12 protein-coding genes and 1 tRNA gene are annotated in these 17,788 nt (G+C 37.7%); 7 read left to right on the top strand and 6 right to left on the bottom strand.

The window, feature by feature from the left end; all coding sequences use genetic code 11:
* Positions 1–5: 5 nt before the first annotated feature.
* From BCL90_RS20835 to BCL90_RS20820, 4 genes are all read left to right on the top strand, one after another.
* Positions 6–404 carry a hypothetical protein gene (locus BCL90_RS20835; RefSeq protein ID WP_121286836.1) on the top strand — a complete coding sequence of 133 codons (399 nt, stop codon included), beginning with the start codon at positions 6–8 and terminating at the stop codon, positions 402–404.
* Positions 401–1,174, top strand: coding sequence for an SDR family oxidoreductase (locus BCL90_RS20830; RefSeq protein ID WP_121286834.1), 774 nt, complete (start codon positions 401–403; stop codon positions 1,172–1,174). The genes BCL90_RS20835 and BCL90_RS20830 overlap by 4 nt, the downstream gene beginning before the upstream one ends.
* A 66-nt stretch (positions 1,175–1,240) precedes the next feature.
* Positions 1,241–5,557, top strand: coding sequence for an SDR family oxidoreductase (locus tag BCL90_RS20825; RefSeq protein WP_121286832.1), 4,317 nt, complete (start codon positions 1,241–1,243; stop codon positions 5,555–5,557).
* A gap of 196 nt (positions 5,558–5,753) precedes the next feature.
* Positions 5,754–6,386, top strand: coding sequence for a 4'-phosphopantetheinyl transferase family protein (locus BCL90_RS20820; RefSeq protein ID WP_121286830.1), 633 nt, complete (start codon positions 5,754–5,756; stop codon positions 6,384–6,386).
* 1,039 nt (positions 6,387–7,425) lie between these two features.
* Here BCL90_RS20820 and BCL90_RS20815 read toward each other — a convergent pair.
* From BCL90_RS20815 to BCL90_RS20805, 3 genes are all read right to left on the bottom strand, one after another.
* Positions 7,426–7,500, bottom strand: a tRNA-Arg gene (locus tag BCL90_RS20815).
* Between the two features lie 352 nt (positions 7,501–7,852).
* Complete coding sequence (locus BCL90_RS20810) at positions 7,853–8,134, bottom strand: hypothetical protein (RefSeq protein ID WP_121286828.1); 282 nt, start codon at positions 8,132–8,134, stop codon at positions 7,853–7,855.
* Positions 8,135–8,261: 127 nt separating this feature from the next.
* Entirely contained in the window at positions 8,262–9,341 is a 1,080-nt protein-coding gene (locus tag BCL90_RS20805) for an RICIN domain-containing protein (RefSeq protein ID WP_121286826.1), read from the bottom strand.
* 912 nt (positions 9,342–10,253) lie between these two features.
* Between BCL90_RS20805 and mgtE the strand changes: the two genes are divergently transcribed.
* Together mgtE and BCL90_RS20795 are read left to right on the top strand one after the other, a co-directional pair.
* On the top strand, positions 10,254–11,630 hold the full coding sequence (mgtE, locus tag BCL90_RS20800) for a magnesium transporter (RefSeq protein ID WP_121286824.1): 1,377 nt from the start codon (positions 10,254–10,256) through the stop codon (positions 11,628–11,630).
* A gap of 9 nt (positions 11,631–11,639) precedes the next feature.
* Positions 11,640–12,254 (top strand): HAD hydrolase-like protein, encoded by a 615-nt coding sequence (locus BCL90_RS20795; RefSeq protein WP_121286822.1) that lies wholly within the window; start codon positions 11,640–11,642, stop codon positions 12,252–12,254.
* Between the two features lie 1,002 nt (positions 12,255–13,256).
* Here the strand turns inward: BCL90_RS20795 and ychF are convergent.
* Positions 13,257–14,357, bottom strand: coding sequence for a redox-regulated ATPase YchF (gene ychF, locus BCL90_RS20785; protein WP_121286819.1), 1,101 nt, complete (start codon positions 14,355–14,357; stop codon positions 13,257–13,259).
* A 307-nt stretch (positions 14,358–14,664) separates the two neighbouring features.
* On the opposite strand from ychF, the gene BCL90_RS20775 reads away from it, so the two are divergent.
* A complete protein-coding gene (locus tag BCL90_RS20775; protein WP_121286815.1) occupies positions 14,665–15,129 on the top strand; it encodes a hypothetical protein in 465 nt (154 codons plus the stop codon).
* Positions 15,130–15,205: 76 nt separating this feature from the next.
* Here BCL90_RS20775 and BCL90_RS20770 read toward each other — a convergent pair whose 3' ends face one another.
* Together BCL90_RS20770 and BCL90_RS20765 are read right to left on the bottom strand one after the other, a co-directional pair.
* On the bottom strand, positions 15,206–15,529 hold the full coding sequence (locus tag BCL90_RS20770; protein WP_029275977.1) for a DUF3276 family protein: 324 nt from the start codon (positions 15,527–15,529) through the stop codon (positions 15,206–15,208).
* A gap of 79 nt (positions 15,530–15,608) precedes the next feature.
* Positions 15,609–17,399: an ABC transporter ATP-binding protein gene (locus BCL90_RS20765; RefSeq protein ID WP_121286813.1), complete on the bottom strand. Its 1,791-nt coding sequence runs from the start codon at positions 17,397–17,399 to the stop codon at positions 15,609–15,611.
* Positions 17,400–17,788 lie beyond the last annotated feature (389 nt).

Raw genomic sequence — 17,788 nt, 5'->3', positions numbered from 1 at the left:
CTCAAATGAATAAAAATTTAATTAATAATCTGATCACCATTTGTATAAGTATTGTGCTATTGTTTTTGTCTGCTATTCTTATAGAAAATCCCTGGTGGTTTTTTGTCATTCCAGTTTTTATATGGGGAATAATAGTTAACCGTCTTCGATGGAAAGTATCCTTGTTTTCTATAGGATTTCTGTCGGGCTTTTTGGTATGGCTCTTCGGTAACATCTATTTCGATTTTGTACTGGATGGTCATGTTTTAAACAGAATTGCCATGCTTATTTCTCTCCCGAAATTCGTATTAATGTTACTAACAGGATTGATAGGCGGGATTTTGACCGGATTGTCACTTTTTACAGGTGGAAGTCTTTTTGAAGTAAGGGAGTTAAACGGGTTAAAAAAATATGACGCGATATGAAACAAAGAATAGTAATAATTACAGGAGCTGGATCAGGTATCGGAAAGGCGACTGCTATTAGTTTAGCCGAAAGAAAATATAAAATGATTCTTACAGGCAGGGATCCTCATAAGCTCAGAGAAGTAGCAAACATTGTTGATGAAATTGCCAATGAAAAAATATCGTTGATTGTTACCGGAGATATTGCAAATGCAACAGTTACTGAAGCCTGCATAAAAGCAGGTCAGGTTGCCTGGGGAAGTTTACCCAGTGCATTTATAGCTTGTGCAGGACGCGGATTGCCTGGCACCCTTACTACTTCCGATGCAATGCAGTGGGACGATTTAATTAACACCAATATTAAAGGACTTTTACATCAGCTAAGAGCAATCACAAATGCGATGATCGAGCAGCTAAGCGAAAACTACGATTACATTCAGAATCCACTTGATATTGTTGTTATAGGTTCTTCAATTGGCCGCAACGTCTCACCTTTTAATCCTGTTTACGGTTCTACAAAATTTGCAGCCCATGGTATTACTGAAGCTTTAAGAAGGGATATCGGACCAAAAGGAATCAGGGTATCGCTGATTGAACCGGGAATTGTAAGCACAAGTTTTCAGCAAACCGGTGGGTATAATATGGAGTGGTTTAGCGGATATGAAAAAGAAATCGGACCGGTATTGATTGCCAGGGATGTTGCAGAAGTGATTGGTTTTTTACTTTCTCTGCCCGGAAATGTAAATCTTGACAATATTTCCATAAGACCTACACGCCAGGCCTATCCTTAAATTTTACATCTAACAGGAAAATATTTCCTGATCGAAATATACATTCATTACATTTAAATTATTTGTATGCAGATTAAGTATTCCAGCTTAGTAGCGCTGTTTATAGAAATTGCGAAAGCGAATCCTGATCGTATCGCTATCAAAGACCGAAATAAACAGCTCAGTTATAAAGAGTTGAATCTAGCGGCGGCCAAAGTTTCAATTGCTTTGACACAAACAATAAATCCAGGTGACTTAATTGTTTGTGTGAGTAGAAAAGATGCAGACAGCATCATTTGCTTTTGGGGAATACTCTTTGCCGGAGGTATTCCTGTGATGCTGGATGAAGAAGATGGGGCGTCGATCAATAAAGATAAAATTAATTCTATTGTTCCTCAGGCCATGATTGTGAGCAAAGAATATAGTGCTTTATGTGGGGATTTCCCATTTAGCTTATATACTTTTCATGAGCTTCTTGATGGGGCAGTTTCGATATCCTATGATGATTATAATCGCAATATCTTATTTCCTGAGATTTGTTACATCTTACTTACCAGTGGTACTACCGGAAAACCTAAAGCCGTACAAATCAGTCATCAAAATGTACTACATTATACATTTGCAGTTTTCGATGTTTTGAACCAACCTGATAGACTACATGCAGCACACGTGACCACATTTGCTGCTGATTTGGGGATGACTAATGTGCTGATGGCACTTGTTTCCGGTGGAATGCTCCGAATATTAAATAAAATAGAATCGACGGACCCAGCTATTTTTAACAAGATCATCAATGACGACCAAATTTCATTCCTGAAAATAACCCCTTCTCATATTACATCGCTAATTGATAGCGGAGAGCAATGTAACCATAAGTCTATTGAAACAATTGTTCTTGGTGGAGAGAAACTAAGCTGGGAAACGGTAAAGAACATCTTTCTTTCTAGAACATGTGAAACGCTTTACAATCATTATGGACCAACAGAAACGACTGTTGGGGCGATGATGTTTCATGTAAATGCCTCGTCTGTTCATTTCGACCGTACTTTGTCGGTTCCAATTGGCAAACCCCTGGGAGATACCGTTTGCTTTTTAGCAAATGCAGGGCACCAAAGAGGTGAGCTGTACATTGGCGGACCAGGTGTAAGTCCGGGATATCTTACCAATGGGGATGAAAATACCAATAGTTTCATCTTAGAAGAATCAGCAGGTCAGCAAACCAGATACTACCGGACCGGAGATTTCTGTGAAAAGTTGGCGGATGGCAATTATGAGTTCTTTTATAGGACAGACAGACAGGTAAAAGTTAAGGGATATCGTATCGAACTCGGTGAGGTAGAGCGCGTGATATTGGCACATCCTTCTATAGAACATGCTTTTGCCACAACTTCGGTTAACTCTGGACATCATGTGCTTGATGCGTACATCAAACTGATAGATGGAAAAGAGTTAAAAAAGGAAGAGTTGAAGCACTGGTTGCTGGATAAGCTAACGCCATATAAAATTCCGGGAAACATTTTCTTCTATACGGATACTCCATTCAATTCAAATGGAAAAATAGACCTGGCTGCTCTTGTGAAGCAATTTCAAAAGACTGAGTTGATAACAACCGTAAATGAGAACGACGAATTGGATGGTACCTGGGCAATACATGCAGCTGCTTGCTGGAAAAAAGTGTTGAATGTGAATTTTGTTTCCAATGCTGATCATTTCTTCGAGCAAGGCGGTGATTCTTTATTGGCGATACAATTAATTGGAAAATTACAGCGACTAGGATATAAAATTCGCATTACGGACCTTAATTATCATCCTGTATTTAAAGAATTTGTCGGACTTGATCCGCTGAGGTTGTTGATGGAGGTAAATGAAAAAAAACTTCAGGATGCAGATCAACTTACTTTTTCTCAGCATCATTTTCTCAGTAAGAGGAATTTCGATCTAGATTATTATTGTCAAAGTATATTATTAGAAACAAAAAGCAGTATTAACACGCGAAATCTCGCAATTGCTATGAATTTGGTGATACAAGGACATAGCCAGCTCAGTAAGACGTTTAAAAAGAAAGAGGACTTGAATATATTCAGAAATGGATATTTGGCAAGGACAGAAATGGGGGTGACTATTCTGGCCAGAGATATTTCTGTCTCCCTTCAGATTCAGGAAGTTTCGGCGGCTTTGCTTAAGGAGATTAAAATCGAGCAGGGAAAGCTATTTGTTGCACATGTATTTATAGATACGGAGGGGAATGACTATTTGTTTATGGCCTGTCATCATCTGGCAATAGACGTTATTTCCTGGAATATTATTATCGATGAACTGCTTGATTATTATGAACAGACTGGTAACAACAAACAGGTCGTTGTGGCAAGAGAAAATGCGGTTGCCGAATTTTATACCGCATTAAATCATAAGAAATATGTTCCCGGGGCTTCATTTCAATCCAACTACCAACCCTTACACAAGTTACCTGTTTTGCAACAATACTCGAGCAATGATGATGAGCGCATTGGGCAATTCAACCTCGAACTGAATGACAAAATCTCTTATTTGTTAAGGCATCTAGACGAAAAACAATCAAAATCTACAGTGAGTGGCTATTTGCTTAGCGCGTTTGCCAGTGCTTTGATGGAGAAAATTAATAGGCATGAAATAACCGTTGATGTCGAATTTCATGGACGTCCACAACATAAAGATTTACCGGATTTAAGCAGATCAGTTGCCTGGTGGGCATTGACTATGCCTGTTAATATCAGAACCGCTGAACTTCAACCGGAAATTACATCGAGTTTGATTGATAAGATTGCCTTGTCTGCAAATGATCTGAATTTGTATAAGATGAATTTTGATGGGATTGGTTCAGGCAGAGCTGACATATTGTTCAACTATTTGGGTTACTTTCCTGAAAAATTTGGAAATGAATCAATCGAAATGAAACCTGCTCATTTTAATTCTGGTTTGACAAGAAGTATACAGGCACAGCAGGAATACAAAATCTATTTTACCTGTAGGTTCATTGGAGAATCGATAATGTTGGATATACATTATCAGTCAAAGTATTTTAGCAGAGATTTTATAAAAACGCTTTTGCAAGAGTTTATAGTTGTTTTAAAAGATAGTTTGAATCCGCATGATTATCCAGATGGGTTGCAGGCAGCGATTCGTGACGCAGGCCTTGTGTCAATCGGACAACCGCTGCATCAGCTTAAACAGAGTGCTTCAGTACAAACTAATCAACAGCCTAAAACCGTATTTCTGACAGGTGCTACAGGGTTTTTAGGGGCGCACTTATTAAATGAGCTCGTTCAGGAGAAATCTATCCTTGTATATTGCCTGGTTAGGGGGGGTACTCAACAGGAGGCCGAAGAAAGACTTAAAGAGGTCTTTGCTTATTATTTTGAGGATTTGGTACTCAATAAGGAAAAGGTAAGGATTGTCCGGGGAGATCTCTCTAAAGAACATCTTGGAATGTCCACCTCTTCTTTGAGAGTGATTGTCGAAGAAGCAGATCTTATTTTGCATGCAGCAGCTGATATTAATCTGCTTAAAGACTATTTTGGATTAAAAGAAACAAACATAAATGCATTAGGAAAGCTAATTGACATTGCAAAAACTGGAAAAAAGAAAACTTTTCATTATATCTCGACACTGGCTGTAGCCGGCTATTTATCGAATGGATCTCATAAGGATTTTGCAGAGGATGATTTTAATATCGGACAATCTTTTATGTCAGATTATGAAAAGACGAAATATGAAGGCGAAGCCATTATCAGATCTTTTTATGAAAATGGAGGAACCGGAAAAATATATAGGGTGGGGCATATTGCTGCAGAATCATCAACAGGGAAATTTCAGTGGAATATAGAACAGAACAGAATCTTCCAAATAATTCAGGGAGCAATGCTGCTGGAAAAAATTCCACGAAATTATACTGAAGAAATTTCCTTTTCTTATGTTGATGTTGTAGCAAAGGGGATAGTCGAATTCTGTCTTGGAAAGGATTCTGATTTTGACGATTGTGTGCACATAGAAAATCCTTATGCTATTTCTTTCCCAAAAATTATAGATATGCTTAAAAATATAGGCTTTAATATCGAGTTTTTAGATTTGATGCATTTTAATCGGGAAGTTGAAATGTATCGGGGGAATGATGATGAAAAAAGTATCGTTCATTTAATGGATAATTGGGTTCAGCGATATATCAGAACACCACGTTGTATCAATTATATACATAAACGATCAATTGATAGTCTTGCTAAAAAAGGAATTTACTTTCCAGAAACAACTTTAAGCTGGTTTTCAAAAATGATTCAGCAAGGAATTGTATCGGGGTATTTTAAAAGTCGTTCAGATGGTATTAATGAAAACATTTCTTTCAAATTGGACCTGGTTAATAAATATCCATAGGAAGGTTTGTTTAAAAAAAAATATTTGATAAAAGAAACGCTGGGTGTGATGAAAGATATTCAAACTTTAAAATATAAATAGGAAATGAAAATAGTGAAAAATTATAATTTAACATCCAGAATTTTTATTCCTCCCAATTAATAGGTTAGTTAAAAAAATGGAATAATTATTTTTTATAATCTTAAGTGAAAAAACTATGGTTGTAGTAAAGTATTGTAGTATTGATGTTATAGAAGATGATTGTATGGATTATTATTTGAGCTTATTGCCTCAATTCATGGCAATGGACGTAATGAAGTACAAATACCTGCCTGATCAGAAATCGCGATTAATTGCCAGGTTAATGTTAAGGGAGTCTTTAATTGACACAGGTGATGAAGATTTGTTGAAAAATTGGAGCCGTAAAAACAGTAATAAACCTATAATTAGTAACTGGAATGCATTTAATATTTCTCACTCTTCTAACCTTGTGGTTTTTACCTATTCAACAGATGCATCCGTTGGTATTGATATAGAAAAAAAGGGATTAGTTGAATATCAGAATCTAATGATGTATTTTCATCATGAAGAGCAGCAATTTATTTCGGCTTCGCATCATGCTAACGATAGCTTTTACGAGATATGGGTGAGAAAAGAAGCAGTATTGAAAGCTATAGGTACAGGTATTATCGAAGGGCTAGGAGAGTTTAACTGCTTGAGAGATATTGTTATTTACAAAGGGCAGGAATGGTATCTAAAAGGCGTTAATATTCATCCTGATTACATTTGTTATGTATGTATGCCTAAATTGGAAGAACATATTGTTGTACAAAAATTTGGCACTAAATAAGAAACAAATAACTTTTGGTTGTTAAGTGCATATTTCACTAATAGTGACTCTTCCATTTCAGTGTAAAGTGGCCGCTAAATGGATTGCCGAGTAAATACAATATTGTTCCTCTCCCTCTGAAACAAATATCAAGAACTCTTCCCAACTGCTTTCTAGATTCAGCTATTTACCAAATAATCTGGCCTAGAACTCAAAATAGCCCAAAAACCAGATAGTGAATAGGTTGTTGTTGACGAAGAGAGAAAGAAGTATCCATTGATGCCGATGGCAAGAGCAGCGTGCATCCAATAATCTGGCAATTAACTGACCCATCATTTATTAATCTCGGCCAACCGGTAGAGCAATTGATTTATAGGGTGATTGCAACACATAGTTTTGGTTTTTCGCAACCTAAGACATTTGAGAACATATAAACCGTTTGAGCTTATATGTCTTACATGGTTCAAAAATAGCTTTGCGTTAATAATAAATCAATCGTTGTCATTTCGACTGAAGCGCACCGAAATGGAGATATCTCCCCAGTGCTGTCTGATATAAGTGTTAATAGTATGCGTCTTCTGCAAGACTACTGATATAGTATCGCATTTCCGTTGTTATCTTGTTCCCCAGTTCGCGCGTAGAGGTGATCCGTACCACAGACCTTATACCTACCCAAAATACTGTAGTCAACAAAGACCAGATCGGTGATTACCTCGCTCTTTCGGCTTTCGATACGTCCATGCCCCTTCTCGTTTGTAGTGTGAGTGTAGGCCGGGGCCTGCTTCTCAAATCGCCCTTTGAGCTGATCAAGCAGCTCCTGTTGGTTGCCCTTTACCGAAAGAATATAATCTGCCCCGTTCTCAATAATCTTCTGGGCAATCTCTACCTATGTACCCATTGCATCTATGGTCACGGTGCTTCCCTGAAAAATTGATATATCATGATGATGGTTATCGAACACTTAGGTTAAATGAAATTTTTGAGTTAATATGATTGATTAATAGCGATTTGTGTAAAATAAAAAACGAGACAAACAGCGAAAAAACTGATTTGTCTCGTTTGGTGCTCCCGACGAGATTCGAACTCATATCGATGGTACCGGAAACCATAATTCTATCCATTGAACTACGGGAGCAAGGCTGCAAATATAGGATTTGAAAACTTATTTTTTTTGCATTTTGAATAAAAAAAAATACACTTATTTTCATTCAGTCTTTATCTGGGAAATCCCCCATAATATCAGCGTTTTGTATATAAATGTACATTTAGTGATGATAGGTATGCCACACTCCCCGGATGAAGGTTTAGGCTAAACAGATCATTTTGGAGGATAGCATCTTGTTCCTGATCGCTACAGGGTTCACAGGTTGTATAGATGCTTATGCGTGCAGACAAATACGGGTATCCTGCTTAAATCATTTTGCGCATAACCAGGTCTTTAGTCTGCAGTTGAACAGTAAGTTGTAGTGCGCCCTGCCAATAAGCTATCATTCTTCATTAAATTCCAATTTGCCATCTATTACAGAAAGCAGTGTATTTTTTTGAGCCAAAGCATTATAGACACGGTATTTGTTACCTTCATCCTTTAATGCCATAATTAATTTATTTCTCACCCTATGCATTCTCGCTTTGTACTTCGATCTCTTTTCGATGATATCCTGTATATCGGTTTCGATAACTGATGCATCAATTTCATGGCCAAGGGTATGGATTTTATCAAGTAGTTCAATATAAGTAGTAAAGTATTCCTGAATATTATTATTTTCCATAACGTAATAACGCGAAAAACCAGATCTTGGTTTTAGGTTCCGCCTGATATTAATTGTTCAAAGGCCGGCCAGATATTTAAATCCGATATCTGGCCGGTCGTCTGGTTAAGATCTTTAATCTTTTGTGCTACATCCCGTCCGATCGCATGGCAAAAACTAATTTTACATGTCTAAAGGCATTTGTTTCACTCCATTCATTATCATAGTTCAAGCCGTAGGGCCAAAAATGCCCGCCTCCGGTATGTATAACAGCGCTTTGACCATCAAAAATTTTAATCAGTGCGGTTGTATTGGTGCCCAGGAAGTCGCCTGTAGACGTATTTGATGTCCATCCGCTGCTCAAACCAACCCCATAAGTATGTGCAATTTCGTGCATTGCCGTACGTACATTCTGGTAACTGGTGTTTGCACCGAATCGTATATTTCCATTTGTACTGCCGTCGGCTGTGGGTACACCTGTGTTATATTGTACCGTAAGCGTACGCGATGGCCAGTTAGCACCTGCATTATACCTCGAACAGGCATCATTCATGGCATTGGTAATGCGTGTCACTACATCGGCAGGTACTCCGGTGCTGTTAAGTACCCAACTCAATTGGCCCGTTGCATTAACCGTTAGTAAAGACCATTGCTGGTTCTCTCCGCCTCCATAACTCCGTTGGTTCACATTAGCACCATCATCGATAGACTGATTGGCAACTTCAAGGTCTTTACCACTGTTTCTATTTACAATACGATAATAGCCGTTGCCAAGTGATGTAAATTGCCACTGCTGGTTTGTTGCTCCGGAGTAGGTAGCTATGTTTACATTGTTTCCATCGGCTGTTCCTGCCTGATCTACCTGTAAACCTTTGGAGCTATGCACGCCAATAATCGAATAGTAGCCACCGGAAAGCAGGGTTAAATTCCATTTTTGATTTGTTCCCCCTGTACCTCCGTACTGGGAAACATTGGCGCCATCTGCAGTTTGAAATCCACCAACATCCAGAACTTTTCCACTTTTGCGGTTCACAATGTAAAAAGTGCCGTTAGTGACGGATAAAGGGGTTTCGTTAGGCGGTATTGCACTTAGTTTTCCCTTTATCGAAAGCGGATCTTTGATGGTGTCTGAGTTCGGTAACTCGACTTTTCTGCAACTGCCTGCAAATAAAAGAATTCCAAGCATAAAGATGCTGAACGGAACTGAGGTAGAAAATTTTGTTTTCATAAAAATTAGGTAAAGGTGAATGAACAGGCATATGCATCTGTTCGTTTGGTTATTTTAAAGAGGGCATATGCAACTCAATTTAGTTGAGCCCCTCTTTTTTATTTTGACTGCACGCTTTAAATTGATCTTAATTGATTTCAGAATTCAGCGAAGATTGCCCCTGGTACACTGGCTAATTGATAAATTGAGCGTTTTGTAGCATAATTTAGTTTCTCATAATCGGTTAAAAAGATTTGTTATTTCAAAAAACTGGTGATGTCAATTTTAATTGCCTACAACCAGTAATATCCATTTGGCAATTGGGATATCAGGATCTGTCATTGTTATACTTGGTTAAAACAAATTAAGCATAAAAAGGTACTCGTAGTGAGGGGTAATCTGATAAAGATTAGGGGGCAAACTCTTTTGTTTTGTCTGTTATTGCCTTATTTTAAGCTTTTTATAGAAATAAGATTTTTATAAATTTCTTTTTTACGCTTATTTTTGATCTGGTAAAGAAAAACAAACTGAATTTTTCAATAAAACAGATATGCTGAAGCTAATGAAAAAGGACAATGTTGATTATGATGGGAATTTTAGTAGAGTTGAACAGATCAGGACTGTTGATTATACCGTAATAAGCCTGTGGGTTTCTTAATTTTCAATACCATTTCATTAAAAAAACAAACTTGTTTTTAAACTGTAAATTCTTAATAAAACTAACTTCTTGTGGTTGAGATCTCTTTTATGTTAAAAAATGATTAAATCATTGCCCTTACATTCCTGTATGTTGGCTTTATGCATCCATATTTTTAAATTCGGCTGTTTGGTTCACGGTTTTTAAATGCTGAGGTTGGCTTTTTAGGAAATAAAAATGCACCTTTGCGAACCGTTAATAAAGGTTTAGGCATGTAACAAATTAAATAGCTGTGTATGGAAGAAATGGTTGTGGAAGAAATTCAGGAACTACTTGAAAAAGAGAATGATAAGGCGTTGAAGCAGTATCTGGATCAACTGAATATTTCGGATGTTGAAGAACTGATAGATGAACTCCCACAATATGCAGCTAAGTTTATAGAAACCTTATCCCTCAACAGGGCGGTAAACGTATTCAGGATCCTGGATTTTCCTACTCAGGAACGTATCATAAAAAAACTTTCAGGTAATAAACTCAATCAGATCATTAAAGATCTGCCACCCGATGATCGTACCGCACTTTTTAGCGAATTAAAAGGTGATGTGGTTAAAAAAATGATCACCCTTTTGCCGCCTGAAGAACGTAAAGAATCGCTCGCACTTTTAGGTTACAAAGAAGATAGTATCGGTCGTTTAATGACACCCGATTACATCGCTGTAAAACCAGAATGGTCTATTACCCATGTTTTGGCGCACATCAGGCGTTATGGTAAAAACTCCGAAACCATCGATGTCGTTTATGTAATCGACAAAGATGGGGTATTGTTGGATGACATCAGGATTCGTGAGGTTTTACTGGCCGATCCTGAAGCTATTATTGGTGAATTGACCGACAAACGTTTTATTGCACTTAAAGCAAACGATCCGCAGGAAGATGCAATTAACATATTCAGGATGAATAATCGCGTGGCTTTACCTGTAGTAGATGAGAATAACATTCTTTTGGGTATTGTTACCGTTGATGATATTTTATGGATTGCGAATGAAGAATATACCGAAGATATGCACAAAATCGGGGGTACAGAAGCTTTAGATGAGCCTTATCTCGATATCCCGATTCTAAAACTGGTAAAAAAACGCGCTGGTTGGCTAATTGTGCTATTTTTAGGCGAAATGTTAACCGCAACAGCCATGCAACATTTCGAGATTGAACTCGAAAAGGCAGTAGTGTTATCGCTTTTTATTCCATTGATAATGAGCAGCGGGGGGAACAGTGGTTCTCAGGCTTCAACATTAATTATCCAGGCCATGGCTTTAGGCGAGGTAACCATTGCAGAATGGTGGCGGGTGATGCGCCGCGAGCTTGTTTCAGGTGCCTTGCTGGGCATCATTTTAGGAACCATTGGTTTTATCCGCATTATAACCTGGCAACAGTTACATCTCTATAATTATGGTCCACATTGGTTTTTAATTGCAGCTACCATCTTTTTTACCCTGGTTGGCATTGTGTTGTGGGGCAGTTTAATTGGTTCAATGATGCCAATTATTTTGAAAAAACTGAAACTCGATCCTGCCACTTCATCAGCACCCTTTGTAGCCACAATGGTCGATGTAACCGGTATTGTAATTTATTTCAGTGTAGCCGTATTAATTTTAAAAGGCGTTTTATTATAAATCTAAATCATGCAGAAGAAAATTACCACACTTTTTACCGATATCGGGGGCGTTTTATTAACCAATGGTTGGGATAGGCATGCAAGGGGAGAAGCTTCAGTACTTTTTAACCTTGATTCTGTTGATCTCGAAGAACGCCATCACCTTACTTTCGATACTTATGAGGTGGGTAAACTAACGCTTGATGAATATCTGGAACGTATTGTTTTTTTCGAAGAACGGAACTTTACCTACGATGATTTTAAAGAATTCATGTTCAAAAAATCACTTCCTTATCCTGAAATGATTGAGTTGATCTGCGATTTAAAAAAGAAATACAACCTAAAGGTAGCTGTAATCAGCAACGAGGGCAGAGAGCTAAACCAATACCGCATCAATACCTTTAAACTGAATGAGTTTGTCGATTTCTTCGTATCATCAAGCTTTGTACATTTCCGTAAACCAGATGCCGATATTTTTAAGGTAGCGATCGATATTTCACAAAGCGATGTAGAAACTAGTTTATATATTGATGACCGGATGTTATTTGTACAGGTTGCCGAAGGTTTAGGTTTAAAAGGCATTCATCATATCGATTACGAAGATACTAAAGCACAGTTAGCTGCGTATGGGTTAGAGATCTAGAAGAGAAATCGTCATCTCGACTGAAGCGCAGCGAAATGGAGAGATCTATTGAGTTAGATTTCTCGACTGCGTTGCACTCCGCTCGAAATGACGAATTTGCAGATTATCATCGTTGCAACGATGATTCTTCCGTGCTTCAATCTCAAAATAGTTCTTTGTATTTGAAAAGCAATTACAGAAGCTTTTTTAAAGTTTGTTCCCGCTTTCTGTTCAAGGCCTTCTACAGCGTTCGTCATCCTGAATTTATTTCAGGATCTTTAATTGTTGATTTTTATAGTTGTTACTATTTAAGAAATATAAGCTTACAAGTTTAAATGGCAAAATAACTGCTAAAAAGAAACAGCGCTTCATTATCTGTGTTTATCCGCGTGCCTCTGTGGTTAATTTCTGTAACGCTGCTAATTGTGCCTAAGAGCGTAGCATCTTCCGTGTTTCAGAGTCTCCGTGGCAAAGATCACTTATGATACTTGAAGAATTGATAATTTTCTGTGTCGCCTTGCCATTAAAGTTGGCAACTCTGAATAAAACATTAATCCATTCTGTGTTTATCCGTGTGCATCCGCGGTCAATTCCTGTAATGCTGCTAATCGCGCCTAACAGCGTAGCATCTTCCGTGTTTTCCGAGCCTCCGTGGCAAAGATCCTTATGATACTTGAAGAATTGACAACTTTCTGTGCAACTGTGCTATTAAAGTTGGCAACTCTGAATAAAACATTAATCCATCTATGTTTATCCGTGTGCACTGTAGTTAATTCCTGTAACGCTGCTAATATCACCTAACAGTATAGCATCTTTCGTGTTTTCCGAATCTCTGTGGCAAGATCACTTATAATACTTTAAGAGTTGACAACTTTCTGTGCAACTGTGCTATTAAAGTTGTCAACTCTAATTAATAGATTCCGTGTCTCTTGACAAAAACATCTCAAAACAAAAAAGCCACTCTTTCGAATGGCTCTATACTATCTTTGTTTTAAAAAGCCCTTTAAGGGATTTGGGGTAAGGTTATACATTAAACCTGAAGTGCATGATGTCTCCATCTTCCACAACATAGGTTTTTCCTTCAACACCTAATTTACCAGCATCTTTACAGGCGTTTTCAGAACCTAAGGTTACGAAATCGTTGTATTTAATTACCTCGGCACGGATAAATCCTTTTTCGAAATCAGTGTGGATTACACCAGCAGCTTGAGGTGCTGTAAAGCCTTTTGTAATGGTCCAGGCACGAACCTCTTGTACACCAGCGGTAAAGTAGGTGTAAAGATTTAATAATTTATAAGCTGCGCGGATCAATTTATTTACGCCAGATTCAGTTAAACCTAAATCAGCTAAAAATTCCTGACGCTCTTCGTAACTATCCAGTTCAGCAATTTCCGATTCAATTTTAGCAGAGATCACCAAAACTTCAGCATTTTCATCAGCAACGTTTGCTTTAACCAAATCAACATATTTATTGCCATTAATTACCGATGCTTCATCAACATTACAAACATACATGACCGGTTTTTGCGTAAGCAGACCTAAATCTTCAATAAAATCGAAATCATCTTGAGCCAATGCCGCAGTACGGATAGATTTACCTGCTTCTAAATGAGATTTAACCACTGTTAAAATTTCATAAGTACGTTTCGCATCTTTATCGCCTCCTGTTTTAGCCATTTTTTCAACTTTTTGAATACGTTTATCAACGGTATCCAAGTCTTTAAGCTGCAGCTCAGTATCAATAATTTCACGATCGCGGATCGGATCAACAGAACCATCCACATGAATTACATTTCCGTCATCAAAACAACGTAAAACGTGAATAATTGCATTGGTAGCACGGATATTTCCTAAAAACTGGTTTCCCAGGCCTTCACCTTTCGATGCACCTTTTACCAAACCTGCAATATCTACAATCTCGATTGTATTCGGTTGCACTTTGTTTGGTTTAACCAACTCGGCCAGCTTGGTTAATCTGTCATCAGGTACTGTAATTACGCCAACATTGGGCTCAATAGTACAAAAGGGAAAGTTTGCTGCCTGCGCTTTTGCATTTGATAAACAGTTAAAAAGAGTCGATTTTCCAACATTTGGTAAACCAACTATACCACATTGTAATGCCATTTATATTATTGTCTTTAGTTCTTAAGTTTATGGCTATTGGTTCATAGTCTTATGGTCAATAGCCGTGCATTCATTCTTGAGCATTAGTTTGGTGGCTTTTAGCTGTCATCCATCAAGCCATCACATCTCACATCTCACATCTCACATCTCACATCTCACATCTCACATCTCACATCTCACATCTCACATCTCACATCTCACATCTCAATTTCCGCGCAAAGATAAGCTTTTAAAACCTTTATTTAAACCCTTGCTATTGTATCAAATCTATATTTTATCTAAGTTTAGCCCAAAATAGACAGAGATAATGGAAGATTTTGAAAATGAAGTGCCTCAGGAAGTAAAATTGGTTGTTACCGAAGAAATGCGGAGCTATTTTTACGATATGAGTAAATGGGCAAGGTTTTTATCGGTTGTAGGTTTTGTTGTCTCTGCATTTTTAACCTTAAGTTCATTTGGAATAGGTGCAGCAATAACAGCTAATCCGGCTATGCTCAATCAATTAGGGCCATTGGCCAGTATCGGCGCAACGGGCATTACCATATTTTACCTTTTGCTGGCGCTCCTATTTTTTTACCCAAGTTTATTGTTGTTACGTTTTTCAGCCAAGGGCAAACAAGGTGTGCTGTTTGGCGATCAGGAAAATTTAAACGATGCTATTGCAAATGCAAAATCACTTTTTAAATTTTGGGGGATACTTACCATTGTGTTACTGGTGAGTTATTTTCTGTTAATTCTCGCTGTAGCGGTAAGTAGTGTAGGTATAAAATAAACAATAAATTATACACAGATAAAAAAAGCCTACTGATTTTGAAAATCAGTAGGCTTTTTATTGAAATTATAGTTACTTAAAAAGTAAAATCGTCGCTTGCTTTAGTGCTATGTTCTCCATTTTCAGAGTATTCATATCGTTTTTCAACAACATCCTGGTGAGTTTTGATGTAATCAACCGTTTCGTTTAGTCCTTCTGCAAATTTTTCGAAATCTTCTTTGTATAAAAAGATTTTATGTTTTACAAACACACCGTCTTCTAATCTTTTCTTGCTCTCGGTAACTGTTAAATAATAATCACCCGATCTAGTAGCCTTCACGTCGAAGAAATAAGTTCTCTTACCTGCTCTTACTTTCTTTGAAAAAACTTCTTCTCTTTCCTTGTTGTCGAATTCTCCCATGGTTGGTATTGATGTTGGTTTTTGGTTTCGGTAAATATAAAGCAAATATTTAAAGTTCAAAATACAATTTTAATACAATTTAAATCGTACGCGTTTCCTCCTCCAAAAGTTGGTTGTTATAAAGCTCCGTATAACTCCCATTTAGCTTAAGTAATTCATTGTGTGTGCCTTGTTCGATGATTTTTCCGTCATCAAGCACCAGAATTTTATCTGCATTTTTTATGGTCGAAATCCTGTGGGCAATTAAAATACTGGTTTTTCCAGCCATGATTTTACCCAGGTTTTGTAGTATTTCTTCCTCGGTTTTAGTATCAACCGCCGAAAGACAATCGTCGAAGACTAAAATTTTAGGCGATTTAATCAATGCTCTTGCGATAGAAACACGTTGTTTTTGTCCTCCTGAAAGTGTTATTCCCCGTTCACCCAACATGGTTTCGAATTTTTCTTCAAAATCAATAATGTTCGTATAAACCGAAGCGTTTTTAGCCGCATCATGCACTTCTTCATTAGTAACCTGGTCTAAACCAAAGGCTATATTGTTTTTTATGGTGTCTGAAAAGAGGAAAACCTCTTGCGGTACAAAGCCAATCTGGCTTCGGTAATCTTTGAGGTTTAGTGCTTTTATATTCTTTCCATCAATGTCTATCCTGCCATTTTCTACATCATACATCCGCATAATCAGATTTGCCAATGTAGATTTTCCCGACCCTGTTTTGCCGATAATGGCTACAAATTCGCCACTATTGATTTCAAAACTCACATCTTTTAAGGCCTCAATACCTGTATCCGGATAAATAAAACTCACGTTATCGAATTTGATATTACCCTTTAGCTCAATTTCTTTATTTTCTTTCGACTGAATGTCTGATGGGATATCTAAAAACTCATTTATCCTTTGTTGTGAAGCTGCAGCCCGCTGGATTAAAGAAGTAACCCAGCCCAGCATGGTTACCGGAAAAGTTAACTGGTTAATATAAATGATAAATTCTGCAATATTCCCTGCGGTAATGCTGCCATTCATGACCTGGATCCCACCAATATATATGGTTAAAATCGTACTCAACCCAATCAACAGGAGCATGGTAGGGTAAAACAAAGCTGATACTTTAACCAGGTTCATCGAGTCTCTCTTATAATCATTGCTCTGGATTTCGAACATGTTTCGTGTATAATCTTCTCGAACATAAGATTTAATGATCCTGATGCCAGAAAAACGCTCTTGTACAAAGCTCGAAAGATCTGATAAACGTTCCTGGATCTTCCCGCTCTTTTTAAAAATTAGCGTATTCACATAATAGATAATCACCACCAGGAAAGGAAGGGGCAACAGGCAATAAATGGCCAGTTTGGAATTAACATCAAACATCGACCAGATAATGAGCACCGATAAAACGAAGGTGTTAATGGTGTACATAATCGCCGGACCAACGTACATCCTTACCCGGTTAACATCTTCTGTTGCCCGGTTCATGAGGTCACCAGTATTATTCCGGCGGTAAAAACCCAGGCTCAGCTCCTGATAGTGCTGGTAGATATCGTTTTTCATATCAAACTCTATATGCCTCGACATTAAAATAATGGTTTGGCGCATAAAAAACAGAAACAGTCCGCGCAATAAATAAAGTGCAATAACCAGCAACCCAAAAAATAAAAGGTTACTGCTAAATATGTCGTAAATGATGGCCTGCCGATCGAAACCATGAAAGAGATTAAATATTTGGATGTTTTCGTTAATCAGGTCAACCGCATAGCCAATCACCTGGGCTGGCACTACACCAAAAATATTAGATATCACTACAAAAATACTTCCGGGTATAATCCACCATTTGTATTTGAGAAAGTATTTGTTTAATCGGCTCAGGTGTTTCATGTTGTACAAACTTAGCTAATTTTGTTATTTCGTACATCATATTTGTCGTGTATTGGTTAAGCTTTAAAAATTAATGACACTTCTTCAGACCTTACAGGCTTGGAAGACTGTGACGTTTTATGGCTGATTATGGGCTTTACTATTTGGGCGTTACCCAAGCTTCGCAAGGGGCGGGCTCAATATCATTAATTTAAGGTTTTTAACCACAGATGTACACAGATAAACACGGATTTTTATATCTGTGTGCATCCTTTTTATCTGTGGTTAAATTATGCTTACCTAAGCCGAGGGCTTAACTTAATGCCATTGGGGGCGGGCTTTCCAGGGCTCCGCTTCGCTGCGGTACCGATGAAGGATCGGTCCTGAACCCTTACAATCCCTAACGCAGT

The organism is Pedobacter alluvionis, assembly GCF_003664035.1.
Taxonomy (GTDB): Bacteria; Bacteroidota; Bacteroidia; order Sphingobacteriales; family Sphingobacteriaceae; genus Pedobacter; species Pedobacter alluvionis.
This window is presented reverse-complemented; position numbering and strand designations above follow the sequence as displayed.